Origin of the sequence: Paucibacter sp. PLA-PC-4 (assembly GCF_026241155.1) — a bacterium.
Lineage (GTDB): Bacteria > Pseudomonadota > Gammaproteobacteria > Burkholderiales > Burkholderiaceae_C > Roseateles_E.
Genome location: NZ_JAPFGP010000002.1, coordinates 246,619 through 259,237, shown reverse-complemented (window position 1 = coordinate 259,237; position 12,619 = coordinate 246,619). Strand labels below are relative to the sequence as shown.

Here is a 12,619-nt window from a genome sequence, read left to right as displayed (position 1 = left end):
GGCCCGGTTCACAGCCCCTCACGGTGCCGCGACAACGACACGGTCGCGGCCGCCATCCTTGGCCCGGTAAAGCGCGCCATCGGCGGCCACGATCAGCTGCGCCATCGTCATCGCTCGGGACGGGTCGACCACGGCCAGGCCGATGCTAACGCTGATGTGCAGGCCGGTGGAACAGCCGGCGTGCTCGATGCCCAGCGCCGCGACCGCGGCCCGGGCGGCTTCGGCTGTGTGCCGGGCGCCCGCAAGGTCGGAGTCCGGCAGGATCAGCGCGAACTCTTCACCGCCGTAGCGTGCGGCCATGTCCGCCGGTCTGCGGCAGCAGGCCTGCAGCGCCGCCGCGAGCCGATTCAGACATTGGTCGCCGGCATGATGGCCGTAGTGGTCGTTGTATGCCTTGAAGTGATCGACATCGATCAGCACCAGAGCCAAGGCTCTCTTGTGGCGCACAGCGACCGCCATCTGCTCGGCCAGATAGCGATCAAAGGCGCGCCGGTTCGCCAGCTCGGTCAGCGCGTCCCGCTGCGACAGCTGCCAAAGCTGCTCATTGGCCACACTCAGGTCAGCCGACAGTCGCACCAGCCGGGCGTAGTGCCTGGCGTTCTCACTCAGGAGCACGATCAGCAGGAAGCCAGCCGCCAGCAGGCCGTAGATGCGGCCTGCATACCAACCCAAGTCGTAGCGGCCGGTGTTCAGGATGGCCGCCAGGGCCAGGTCGAACAGCCACACAGCCATCACCACCAGCAGCCAGGCATCAAGCACCGTATGCGGCCGGCGCCGCCAGACCACCAGCAGCGCCAGCACACTCAGGGTCCAGACGCCCAGCAAGAAGGCGCGGCCGAGCTCGGTGGTTCGGTCTCCTTGCAGAAACACCGGCAGCCGCTGCTGCCACGCGGTCGCAAAAACCGTGAAAGCGGCCACCACGGCCAGCACCAACGCCACCATCAGGACGATGCCAATGCGTGGTCGCAGGCGCCGCACCCGGTTCAAGCGCGGAGGGCCTGGGCCGCCAGTCTTGGCCATCGAATAGGCCATCACCATCAGTGGGAAGCCGCCGTGCCAGAACATAAACAGGGCCGATGAGGTCTGCGGCCCCGAGCCCAGCAAGCCCGCAGGCGCGAACAGGCCCGGAAAGATCAGCGCATAGGCGGCGGTGACGGCGGCCGTAAAGAAATAGCCGCCGCCCAGAACCAGCAGCTCAATAGACTGCAAGGCCCGGTATTGGCTCAACAGCAGCACCGCCGTGATCAGATCGCAGATCACCAGCGCGGTGACATAGATCGGGATGAAGGCGGCCACGTGCGGCAGCGGCCTGTCGGCAAAAGGAAGGGCCGCCACGAAGACGATGGCCGAGAGGGCGACAACGCCAAGCGCGGCGCGGAGCTCGCGCAGCCCGGCCGGCTCGGTCGAGAGATGCCCCCAATATTCGCGCGTCTGGCCTGGCTTCATAGGGCCACCGTTCAGATGTGACCACTCCCTGGTCGCTATGCGTCAGTCTATGACGGTCGCGGGATGCCAGGCCCCTCTTTCAGTCCCCATCTCGAGGGGTCAGCGCTGCCCGGCGAACTCCGTCAATGCCTCGCCTGTCATGCGACAGATCCGCCATTCAGGCAGTACGCTGGCACCCATCTTCTCGTAGAAGCGGATCGCGTCCTCGTTCCAGTCCAGTACGGTCCAGTCAAAGCGGCCGTAGTCGCGCTCGACGGCGATGGCCGCCAGGCGCTTCAGCAGGCCCTTTCCTAAGCCGCTGCGGCGATGCGCGGGACGCACATACAGGTCTTCCAGATAGAGGCCGGGCTTGGCCAAAAAGGTGCTGAAGTTGGTGAAGAACAGCGCGAAGCCGACCATCTCTCCCTCGATTTCGCCGACCAGGGCCTCGACCACCGGCTTAGCTCCGAACAGATGCGGGTGCAGCTTGTCGGCCGTCAGCTGCAGCATGTGCGTCAGGTTCTCGAACTCGGCCAGCTCGGCGATCAGGTCGGCGATGGCAGGCACATCACCGCTCTGGGCGGGGCGTATCGTGTAGGTGCTCATAGCCGCATTGTCCACGCAGCTTGTCGCCGGGCCGACAGCCTGACGGCGCTGCTTGTCCTACAGTCGCCCGCATGATGCCCATCGCCTACATCGCACGTCGTCCGCACCGCAGCCAGTTCATCTCTTTGCGCGGCCTGCGCCACCACGTCCTGAGTTGGGGAGAGGCCGGCCTCGCCACGCCCGAGCGGCCGACACTGCTGATGCTGCATGGTTGGATGGATGTGGGCGCGTCCTTCCAGTTCGTCGTCGACGCGCTGGCCGATGAGCGGCACATCGTGGCGATGGACTGGCGCGGCTTTGGCTCTAGCGACAGCAGCGGCTCCGACTGCTACTGGTTCCCCGACTATCTGGGCGATCTCGACGCGCTTTTAGACGCCGTCGCACCGGGCATGAAGGTCGATCTGCTAGGCCACAGCATGGGGGGCAATGTGGTGATGAGCTATGCCGGCCTGCGGCCCGAGCGAATCCGCCGCCTGGTCAATCTGGAAGGCTTCGGCCTTCCCGAAACGCAGCCCGAGATGGCACCGACGCGCCTGATCGAGTGGCTGGACGACCTGAAGACGCCGCAAAGCCTGAAACACTACGACAGCCTCGCCGGTGTGGCGCAGCGCCTGATGAAGACCAACCCGCGGTTGGCCGCCGACAAGGCCGCCTGGCTGGCGCCGCACTGGTCGCGCGAGCAGGACGGCCCCGAAGGCAAGACCTGGCACATCCTCGGTGATCCGGCCCACAAGCGCGCCAATCCCATCCTCTACCGCAAGGCCGAGATCCTGGCCTGCTGGAGCCGCATCAGCGCACCAGTGCTCTGGGTCGAGGGCAGCGAGACGCAGATGAGCCAATGGTGGGGAGATCGCTACCCGCGCGAGGACTTTGAGGCCCGGCTGGGCGCAGTGCCGCAGTTGCAGCGCGCGCGGCTGCAGGGCGCCGGGCATATGCTGCACCATGACCAGCCTGAGGCGCTGGCCGCGCGGCTGGCGGCGTTTCTGGACGTAGGCTAAAGGCTCAGGCTATTCTTCGCCCATCAAAAAGACTGCCACAGGCAGGGAGGATGGACGGATGAAGAGTCTATGGCTGAGAGCGGCCTTTGCGGCACTTTCGATAGGGCCGGTACTGGCCTGGGGCCAGTCGCCGGTGCCGCTGGAGCGCTTCTTCCAGCGCCCGGCGGTGCTCGATGCCAAGCTCTCCCCCTCGGGCAAGCAGCTGGCCATCAGTACCTCGCGCGGCGCAGCACGAATAGGTCTGGCGGTGATCGAGTTGGGGGGCGAACCCAAGGTGCGCCGCGCAGCGCAGTTCTCCGACGCCGACATCGTTCGCTTCGACTGGGTGAGTGACGAGCGCCTGGTCTTCAGCGTGCGGGACCTGGAGGCCGGCAGCGGCGAGGACCGGCGCTACGCCCCAGGGCTCTACGCCGTCAACGCCGACGGCAGCGACTTCCGCATGCTGGTGCGCCGCCGTGGCCTGCCCACCGTCAGAGACGCCAGCATTCGCGCCACCGCGCTGGAATGGAACCATGTGTTGCTGCATGTGCCGCTGCAGCAGGACGGGGTCAAGCCCGACGAGATCGTCATCGGCGAGATGAATTTCTCCTCCCGTGACCTGCAGTCCATCACGCCGATTTGGCTCAATGTCCGAAGCGGGCGAACGCGGTCTATGGGTCTGGGCGATGTACCTCGCAACGTCACACGTTGGCTGTTCGACAGCAAGGGCCAGCCGCGTCTGGCAGGCGTGCGCAGCGAAGGCCGCAGCAGCCTGCACTGGCGCGGCCCGGGTCAGGACTCATGGCGCCAGATTGTCGAGAGCGAGCTGCTGCGCGAGCCCTTCCACCCCAGTGTCGTCGACGACAGCGGCACGCTCTACATCACCCACCACAGCGGTAGCGAAGGCTATGCGGTGCTGACGCGCTACGACTTCGATGCCGGCAAGCCGCAGACCCCGGCCCTGGTCTCCGCCCCGGGCTTCGATTTCGCGGGCAGTCTGGTGCTAGACCGAGCCGGCTCGCGAGCCCTGGGCGTGCGGGTCGAGACCGATGCCGAGCAGGCCGTCTGGTTCGACCCAGCGATGAAGCGTATGCAGGCCCTGGCCGACGAACGCCTGCCGGGCCGCATCAACCGGCTCAGCTGCAGCCGCTGCGGTGCCGAGGATATGGTGGTGCTGATTCGCTCCTTCGCCGACCGCGACCCGGGCCAGCTCTGGATCTACGAGGCGGCAAGCCAGCGCTGGAAGCCGGTCAGCCGCATGCTCGACGACATCGACCCACAGCGCATGGCCGGCGTAGCGCTAGAGCGCATTAAGGCCCGCGACGGCCGTGACCTGCCGGTCTGGCTGACCCTGCCCGCCGGCGTCCAACCGGGCAAGCCGGCACCGGCCGTCGTACTGGTGCACGGTGGCCCCTGGCTGCGCGGCGGGCACTGGCGCTGGCAGGCGATGGAGCAGTTCCTGGCCTCGCGTGGCTATCTGGTGATCGCGCCGGAGTTCCGAGGCAGCAGCGGCTATGGCGAGGCTCATTACCGCGCCGGCTGGAAGCAATGGGGACAGACCATGCAAGACGATGTGGCCGATGCGCTGCTGTGGGCCCGCCAGCAAGGCCTAGCCAGCCCCGACCGGGCCTGCATCGCCGGCGCCAGCTACGGCGGCTACTCGACGCTGATGGGCTTGGTGCGCCACCCCGAGCTCTACCGCTGCGGCATCGCCTGGGTGGCAGTCACCGATCCATTTCTCTTCCTCAAGGGCTCCTGGTGGGTCGACGATGACATCAGCGACCAGGGCCGCCGCCACATGCTGCCGGAGCTGGTCGGAGATGCGCAGAAAGACGCGGCGATGTTGACCGCCGTCTCACCGTTGGCCCAGGCCAAGCAAATCAAGGCCCCCCTGCTGCTGGCCTTCGGCGAGGCCGATCTGCGCGTGCCACTGGCCCATGGCGAGCGTCTGCGCCAGGCCTTGACCGAGTCCGGCCGCCCTCCCGAATGGGTCACCTACGCCAACGAGGGCCACAGTTGGCGTCAGGTTTCGACCCAAGTGGACTTCGCCCGCCGCGTCGAGCGCTTCCTCGGCGAGCATTTGGGCAAGCCCTGATCAGCCCTGTTGCGCCAGCCAGGCCACCGCGCCCTCCCCGGCGACGCGACCGCTGGCCATGCTGGCGGTCAGCAGATAGCCGCCAGTGGGGGCCTCCCAGTCGAGCATCTCGCCGGCGCAGAACAGGCCCGGCACGCTTTTAAGCATCAGACCCTCATCCAGCGCCTCGAAGCGCACGCCGCCGGCCGTGCTGATGGCCTCTGCCACCGGACGGGCCGCGACCAGGGTCAGCGGCAAGCGCTTGATGCGCGCGGCCAGCACGGCCGGATCGGCGTACTCGGCCTTGCTGAGCATCTCGTGCAGCAAGCCGGCCTTCAGTCCCTCGATGCCGAGCCGGCTCTTCAAATGGGTGGAAAGCGAGCGCGGGCCCCGCGGGCGCGCGACCTCGGCTGCGACAAAGGCCGCATCACGGTCCGGCAGCAGATCCAGATGCAGATTGACCTGGCCGCGCTCGGCGATTTCGTCGCGCAGCAGGGCACTGGCCGCATAGACCAGGGAGCCCTCGATGCCGGTCGCGGTGATCACGAACTCGCCTTGGCGCTCGAAGCGTCGTCCGCCCGTGCCCTCGACATGCAGGGCCACCGGCTTGACCGGCAGGCCGGCAAAGCGCTCGACGAAGACAGCGCTCCAGCCCGGCCCGTGCGGATGGGCGGCGGTGGCGCCGACATCGAAACCGCAGTTGGCCGGGCGCAGCGGCGCGATCTCGAGCCCGCGCGCTCTCAACGGCTCGACCCAGGCCCCGTTCGAGCCCAACTGCGGCCAGGATGCCCCGCCCAGCGCAAGGACGACGGCATCGGCGCGCACCAGGCTCTCGCCCTCAGGGCCGGCGAAGCGCAGCGCGCCCTCGTCGGCCCAACCTTGCCAGCGCGAGCGCTGATGAAAGCGCACGCCGGCAGAGCGCAGCCGCGCCAGCCAGGCACGCAGCAGCGGCGCGGCCTTCATGTCGACCGGGAAGACCCGGCCAGAGCTGCCGACGAAGGTCTCGACGCCCAGGCGCTGCGCCCACTCGCGCAGCGCCGGGCCGTCCAGGCGCCTGAGAATAGGGGTTATGACCTCGGCGCGTTCGCCGAAGCGCGCCACAAAAGGCGCAAAATCTTCCGAGTGGGTCAGGTTCAGCCCGCCCTTGCCGGCCAGCAGGAATTTGCGGCCCACCGAGGGCATCGCGTCATGGACATCGACCGCGACACCGGCCGCCGCCAGTGCCTCGGCCGCCATCAGTCCGGCGGGACCGCCACCGATGACGACGGCGCGGCGGGAGGTGTTGGGTGCAATGGGCATGGGCAAGGACGGTCGGATGGCGGGGTCGGGAGTGTGCCAGATCAGCTTGCCTGCAGCGCCAGGATGAAGCGGCTGCCCTGGCCGACCTGGCTCTCGACGCGGAGCTGGCCGCTCACGCGCTCGATCAGCTGCTTGCAGATCACCAGGCCGATGCCAGTGCCCTGTTGCTCGCTGGGGCCAGGCGGTTGACGGGCTGGAACAGCTCGGCCGGTTGCTCGGCGCAGAGCCCCAGGCCGTTGTCGGCCGCCTGGATCAGCGGGCCGCGCGCCGGCTCGGCCCAGGCCCGTACATGGACCCAGCTGCCGGGACGGTTGTCCTCAATTGCGCTGGACAGCTGGTTGTCCAAGACCCGCTCCAGCCGCACCGAATCGGCCTGCGCCAGCGGCAGCGGGTTGTCCGGAAAGCGATCGGGCAGGAACTCGGCCTGCGCATAGCCCCAGGTGACGGCGACCGTCTCGCCCAGGCTCAACTCACCACCGGCAGCAAGGGGCGAGCGACCAGAGAGAAAAAGGGAGCAACGGGGCGGACATGCAGAGCCTGACTGTGGGCCCCGACGGCAGCGCTGAGCCCCTGCCGCCGGTGCTCAGCGCCGGGCCGCCGGCACCAATGTCATGCCTGACGCAGCGCCGCCTTCAGCTGCTGCCCCAGCTCGGGCTTGTCCTTGAAAGGGTCCGTCGGGTTGCGCAACTGCATCACATCCTCCATGCGGGTCTGCACGCCGGCCAGCGAACGCGGGTGGCTGAAGACGTAGAACCGCTCCTCGTCCAGCGCCGCGAACACCATGGCAGCGACCTCGGCGGCCGTGATTTTGCCGGAGGAAACCGCCTTATCACTCATTGCCTGGCCGATCAGCTGGCTCTTGGTCGGTCTGGATGAGGCCAGCTCGCCAGGCCGGTTGCGGTGGCTTTGCGAGATGCCGGTGGGCACGAAGAAGGGGCACAGCACCGAGCAGCGAATCTGCTCGGTCACCAGGGCCAGATCTTGATAGAGGGTCTCGCTCAACGACACCACCGCATGCTTGGAGACGTTGTAGACGCCCATGTTCGGCGCGTTGAGCATGCCGGCCATCGAGGCGGTGTTGACGATATGCCCCTCGTAAGTCGGGTCTGCGGCCGCAGCCTCCAGCATCATCGGCGTGAAAAGGCGCAGGCCATGAACCACGCCCATCAGGTTGACGCCCAGCACCCAGTCCCAGTCGGCCAGGCTGTTCTCCCAGACCAGTCCGCCGGAACCGACGCCGGCATTGTTGAAGAGAAAGTGCGGCGCCCCGAAACGGGCGTTGACGGCGGCGGCCAGCGCCTCCATCTCAGCGGCCTTGGACACATCGACCCGCCGCGCCAGCAACGGGTGAGCGCCGAACTCGGCCGCGGCCTTGTCCAGCGCATCAGCCTGAACATCGCAGAGCACGAGATTCATGCCGCGCGCCGCGGCCAGACGCGCCACCTCCAGGCCGAAGCCCGAACCAGCGCCGGTGATCACGGCCGTGCGGCCCTGGTAAGTCCTCATGCCGGGTCTCCTGCTGCTCGTCTCATGTCAATATGGGCGATGCCGTCCTCGTCATAGGGCGCCGACGTCGGCACGAAACCGAGGCTGGCATAAAAACCCTGCAGATGGGCCTGGGCGCCGATGTCAATGCCCTGTCCGGGCCACAGCCGCGCGCATTCGGCAATCGCCTGTCGCATCAACGCCCGGCCCTGGCCGGCGCCGCGTGCGCCGCTCGCGGTGACGACACGGCCGATCATCGGCAGCGTCTGCTGCGGCCCTTTGAGCAGCGGCGGCAGCAGCCGTGCGTAGGCCCAAAGCTCGTCCTGCTCGCCGCGCCCCTGCAGATGCCAGCACTTCGGGTCTAGCCCATCGGGGTCCAGGTAGATGCAGCGCTGCTCCAGCACAAAGACCAGGGATCGCAGCGCCAGCACTTCATACAGCTTGCCCGCGTTGAGCGCCTCAAAGCGCTCGCAATGCCAGCCCAGCGCCATCAAATCAGCTTGACCAGCTGCTTGCCGAAGTTCTTGCCCTTGAGCAGGCCCAGAAAGGCCTCGGGCGCGGCATCCAGGCCCTGGGCCACCGACTCGCGGTACTTCAGCTTGCCGGTAGCGACCAGGCCGCCCAGCTCTTTCAGCGCCTCAGGCCAGAGCTCCATATGTTCGCTGACGATGAAGCCCTCGATCTTCATCCGGTTGACCAGGATCAGCTGAGGCGCGCTCATCGGGATGGGCTCGCCGTTATAGCCCGAGATCATCCCGCACATTGCGATGCGGCTGAAAGCATTGGCGCGCAGCATCACCGCGTCCAAAATCATGCCCCCGACGTTCTCGAAATAGCCGTCGATGCCATTCGGACAGGCCGCCTTTAGCGCGGCCGACAGGCTCTTGACGTCACGGTGCTGCTTGTAATCGATGCACTCGTCAAAGCCCAGCTCCTCAACCACTTGGCGGCATTTGTCCGGGCCTCCGGCAATACCCACGGCACGCGCGCCGCGCACCTTGGCCAGTTGGCCCACCGCGCCACCGACCGCACCGCTGGCGGCGCTGACCACCACGGTCTCGCCGGCCTTGGGGTTGATGATCTTGACCAGGCCGTACCAGCCGGTCACGCCGGGCATGCCCACCGCACCCAGGTAGGCCGACAGCGGGATGTGGCTGGTGTCCACCTTCTGCAGCACGCCGCGCTGGCTGGCATCAACCAGTTGATACTCCTGCCAGCCGCCCATGCCGACCACCTTGTCGCCGGGCTTGAAGGCGGCGTTCTTCGACTCGACCACTTCGCCGACCGTGCCGCCAATCATCACCTCATTGAGCGGTTGCGGCTGCGCATAGCTCTTGCCGTCGTTCATGCGGCCGCGCATATACGGGTCGAGGCTCAGGTAGTGGTTACGCACCAGCACTTGGCCCTGATCAAGAGCCGGCAGCGCCGCCTCAATCAGTTTGAAGTTGTCGGTCGTCGGCTCGCCCTGCGGGCGCGACGCGAGTTGGATTTGGCGGTTGATGATCATGGCGGCTCCTCGAATGCAAGAGCGCCGATTGAATCACGGACGCTCAGACCTCGGGCGTCTCATGGGTGACAAAAAAGAACGGTCGTTCGATTCGACGAGCCTCGTGCCGTGCATCGCAAGGCCGATCAGCCCTCGCTGCGCTGCAGGGTCTTCAGGCTGCGCCCGCGCCCTGGCAGCGCCTTCAGGTACTTGAAGGTGCCGGTGGCATGGGCGCAGAGCTTACCGTCCTCGCCCAGCACCGAGCCTTCGCAGAAGGCCATTGTGGTCGAGCGGTGCAGCAGTTTTCCGAGGGCCCGCAGCTCGCCCTCGCCAGGGCGCATGAAGGAAGTCTTCATCTCAATGGTGACGACGCCCGGGCCGAAGCCAGGCTGGTCACGATGAATGCTGCGCGCCGCATGGGCCATGGCCACATCCAGCAGGGTCATGATGACGCCGCCATGGGCCACCTCCCAGGAGTTCAGATGGGCTTCCTTCAAATCAACCCGCAGCTCGGCCTCGCCCTCTCCCATGCTGTGCAGTTCCAGCCCGAGTTGCTCGACAAAGGGAATGTGAACGGGAAAATTCAGCGGCGGCGGGGACTTGTTACTCATCGTCGATCAGGTTCCGTGAATGGCCGAGACGCCGCCATCAACTGCCAGGATCTGGCCGGTGATGTGCTTGCCGGCGCGCGAGGCGAACAAGAGCGCGGCGCCCTTGAGGTCTTCATCATCGCCGATGCGGCGCAAGGGGGCGTGCGCGGCCAGCGTCTCCTCGCCGATGCTGGCCAGCAGGCCCTTGGTCATTTTGCTCGGGAAGAAGCCCGGCGCGATCGCATTGACGGTGATGCCGTAAGGGCCCCACTCGCCGGCCAGCGCACGGGTGAAATTGACCGCCGCGCCCTTGCTGGTGTTGTACGCGATGGTCTTCATTACCGAAGAGTTTCCCGACAGGCCGGCAATCGAGGCGATATTAATGATGCGGCCGTACCGACGCGCAATCATGCTCTGCTTGGCGGCCTCCTGGCTCATCACGAAGAGGCTGCGGATGTTCAGGTTCATCACCTTGTCCCAGGCCTCGACCGGATGCTCCTCCGCAGGTGCGCCCCAACTGGCGCCGGCATTGTTGACCAGGATGTCGATCTGGCCGAGGCGCTCCATGGTCTGCGTGACGATGCCGCGCGCCTGGGCCTCGTCGGCCGCATCGGCGGCGATCCAGCGGGCGTCAATGCCGCGGTCCTGCAGCAGGGCCACGGCCTCTTCCAGATCGGCCGCCTTGCGCGAGCTCAGCACGATCTTGGCCCCGGCCTCGCCTAGGCTCTCGGCGATCTGCAGGCCCAGGCCGCGCGAGCCACCGGTCACCAGGGCCACCTGACCGCTCAGGTCGAACAGTTCTTGGATGCGTTGTGTCATTGCTTGTGTCTCCACCAGGGTATCGCTTGAATCAGAACCAGCCGTCCCGCATCTCGCGGCACAGGGCCTCGCGGTTGCCTACCACGCCCAGCCAGGCTTCAATCTTGGGCAACTCGTAGGCGTAGAAGTAGCGCGCGGCGGCGCGCTTGCCCTGGGCAAAGTCCGAGGGGCCGGCAGCGCACAGGCTCAGGTCCAGCCACAGCCAGGCCAGCACCACATGGCCGAAGGCCTGCAGATAGGGCGTGGCATTGGCCAACGCTTCCTCGGGCACGCCGCTGGCCCATGCATTCTTGGTGGCGCGGCCCAGCCGGGCCAGCGCGGCCGCGAGCTCATTGGCCTGCTCGGCCAGAGTCGGGTCTTGCAGAGCACGCTCAATCGTTTGGTTGATGCGCGCAGCCAGCACCAGCAGCGCCGAGCCGCCATTCATCACCACCTTGCGGCCCAAGAGGTCCAGGCCCTGGATGCCGTGCGTGCCCTCATGGATCATGTTCAGGCGGTTGTCGCGCCAGTACTGCTCGACCGGAAAATCGCGTGTGTAGCCGTAGCCGCCGAGCACCTGAATAGCCAGCGAGTTCGCTTCCAGACACCATTCGCTAGGCCAGCTCTTGGCAATCGGGATCAGCACCTCCAGCAGTTGCTGAGCCTGCTGCGCGACGGCGGCATCGCCAGTATGTTGCTCATCCACCAGGCGGGCGCACAGCAGCTCAAGCGCCAGCCCACCCTCGACATAGCTCTTCTGCGCCAACAGCATGCGCTTCACATCCGCATGCTCGATGATGGGTCGTTGGGGCGAGGCGGCGTCCTTGCCGGCCGGCCCCACAGGGCGGCCCTGCGGCCGCTGGCGTGCGTATGCCAGGCTGGCCTCGTAACCGGCATAGCCCAGCATCACCGCACCCAGACCCACGCCAATGCGGGCCTCGTTCATCATATGGAACATGCACTTCAGCCCCTCGCCGGGCTGACCAACGAGATAGCCTATCGCGCCGGACTTGCCGCCCGGCTGGTAGCGGCCCTCACCGAAGTTGAGCAGGCAGTTCGTCGTGCCTCGATAGCCGAGCTTGTGGTTGAGGCCAGCCAGCGCCACATCGTTGCGCTCGCCGGTCAGCTCGGCGAACTCGTTGACCAGATGCTTCGGCACGATGAACAGCGAGATGCCGCGCGTGCCGGGGGTCATCTTGCCATCCGGACCGGGGATCTTGGCCAAAACCAGGTGGATGATGTTCTCGGTGATCTCATGCTCGCCGGCCGATATCCACATCTTGTTGCCCTTGAGACGGTAGCGCGGACCCAGCGGATCATCACCATCGGGCTCGGCTCGCGTCGCCACATCGGACAACGAGGAGCCGGCCTGCGTCTCGGAGAGGCACATGGTGCCGAACCAGCGACCGGCAAACTCACTCCTGGCGAAAACCTCGCGCTGCAAGGCCGTGCCATGCGCCATCAGCAAATTGGCATTGCCATTGGTGAGCATCGCATAGCCGCCCATCGCGACGCTGGCCTTGCTGAAGAAGGCATTGGCCGCCATCTCGATCACGCAGGGCAGCTGCATGCCGCCGAGCTCGTAGTCCTGCGCGGCAGCCAACATGCCGGACTCGATATACGCCTGCATCGCCGCATGGGTGCTCGCGGGCAGCTGCACGCGTTCGCCATCGAAGTGCGGCTCCTGCGTGTCGACCAAGCGATTGAAGGGCGCAAACTTCTCGCGGGCGATCTTCTCGCAGGTGTCGAGCACCGCATCGTAGGTCTCGCGCGAGTGCTCGGCAAAGCGCTGACGCGCGCTCAAGTCCTGGACCTTGAGCCAGTCGTAGAGCAGAAAGTCCAGGGTCTGCCGCATGAGTACGGGCTCCGTCTTGGTTTG

The 12,619-nt window shown here is 66.6% G+C and carries 13 protein-coding genes; 2 read left to right on the top strand and 11 right to left on the bottom strand.

What is annotated here, in order from left to right; genetic code table 11:
- Positions 1-18: 18 nt before the first annotated feature.
- Together OOZ63_RS04125 and OOZ63_RS04120 are read right to left on the bottom strand one after the other, a co-directional pair.
- A complete protein-coding gene (locus tag OOZ63_RS04125; RefSeq protein WP_266004065.1) occupies positions 19-1,446 on the bottom strand; it encodes a GGDEF domain-containing protein in 1,428 nt (475 codons plus the stop codon).
- Positions 1,447-1,545: 99 nt separating this feature from the next.
- Positions 1,546-2,031 (bottom strand): GNAT family N-acetyltransferase, encoded by a 486-nt coding sequence (locus tag OOZ63_RS04120; protein ID WP_266004064.1) that lies wholly within the window; start codon positions 2,029-2,031, stop codon positions 1,546-1,548.
- 71 nt (positions 2,032-2,102) lie between these two features.
- On the opposite strand from OOZ63_RS04120, the gene OOZ63_RS04115 reads away from it, so the two are divergent.
- Both OOZ63_RS04115 and OOZ63_RS04110 read left to right on the top strand, forming a co-directional pair.
- A complete protein-coding gene (locus OOZ63_RS04115; protein WP_266004063.1) occupies positions 2,103-3,029 on the top strand; it encodes an alpha/beta fold hydrolase in 927 nt (308 codons plus the stop codon).
- Between the two features lie 58 nt (positions 3,030-3,087).
- Positions 3,088-5,103 (top strand): alpha/beta hydrolase family protein, encoded by a 2,016-nt coding sequence (locus OOZ63_RS04110; RefSeq protein WP_266004062.1) that lies wholly within the window; start codon positions 3,088-3,090, stop codon positions 5,101-5,103.
- Here the strand turns inward: OOZ63_RS04110 and OOZ63_RS04105 are convergent, their stop codons facing one another.
- The 9 genes from OOZ63_RS04105 to OOZ63_RS04065 form a co-directional block, all read right to left on the bottom strand.
- Positions 5,104-6,381, bottom strand: a complete 1,278-nt coding sequence (locus OOZ63_RS04105; protein ID WP_266004061.1) for a TIGR03862 family flavoprotein — start codon at positions 6,379-6,381, stop codon at positions 5,104-5,106. It abuts the gene before it with no gap.
- A gap of 41 nt (positions 6,382-6,422) precedes the next feature.
- Positions 6,423-6,524 (bottom strand): hypothetical protein, encoded by a 102-nt coding sequence (locus tag OOZ63_RS04100; RefSeq protein WP_266004059.1) that lies wholly within the window; start codon positions 6,522-6,524, stop codon positions 6,423-6,425.
- Positions 6,521-6,850, bottom strand: a complete 330-nt coding sequence (locus OOZ63_RS04095) for a hypothetical protein (RefSeq protein ID WP_266004058.1) — start codon at positions 6,848-6,850, stop codon at positions 6,521-6,523. Before OOZ63_RS04095 ends, OOZ63_RS04100 begins: the two co-directional genes overlap by 4 nt.
- 140 nt (positions 6,851-6,990) lie before the next feature.
- Positions 6,991-7,887: an SDR family oxidoreductase gene (locus OOZ63_RS04090; protein ID WP_266004057.1), complete on the bottom strand. Its 897-nt coding sequence runs from the start codon at positions 7,885-7,887 to the stop codon at positions 6,991-6,993.
- Positions 7,884-8,357 (bottom strand): GNAT family N-acetyltransferase, encoded by a 474-nt coding sequence (locus OOZ63_RS04085; RefSeq protein ID WP_266004056.1) that lies wholly within the window; start codon positions 8,355-8,357, stop codon positions 7,884-7,886. Before OOZ63_RS04085 ends, OOZ63_RS04090 begins: the two co-directional genes overlap by 4 nt.
- Complete coding sequence (locus OOZ63_RS04080; RefSeq protein ID WP_266004055.1) at positions 8,357-9,373, bottom strand: NADP-dependent oxidoreductase; 1,017 nt, start codon at positions 9,371-9,373, stop codon at positions 8,357-8,359. Before OOZ63_RS04080 ends, OOZ63_RS04085 begins: the two co-directional genes overlap by 1 nt.
- Positions 9,374-9,498: 125 nt before the next feature.
- Positions 9,499-9,963 (bottom strand): PaaI family thioesterase, encoded by a 465-nt coding sequence (locus OOZ63_RS04075; protein WP_266004054.1) that lies wholly within the window; start codon positions 9,961-9,963, stop codon positions 9,499-9,501.
- A gap of 6 nt (positions 9,964-9,969) precedes the next feature.
- Entirely contained in the window at positions 9,970-10,761 is a 792-nt protein-coding gene (locus tag OOZ63_RS04070) for an SDR family oxidoreductase (RefSeq protein ID WP_266004053.1), read from the bottom strand.
- A gap of 31 nt (positions 10,762-10,792) precedes the next feature.
- Complete coding sequence (locus OOZ63_RS04065; protein WP_266004052.1) at positions 10,793-12,595, bottom strand: acyl-CoA dehydrogenase; 1,803 nt, start codon at positions 12,593-12,595, stop codon at positions 10,793-10,795.
- Positions 12,596-12,619 lie beyond the last annotated feature (24 nt).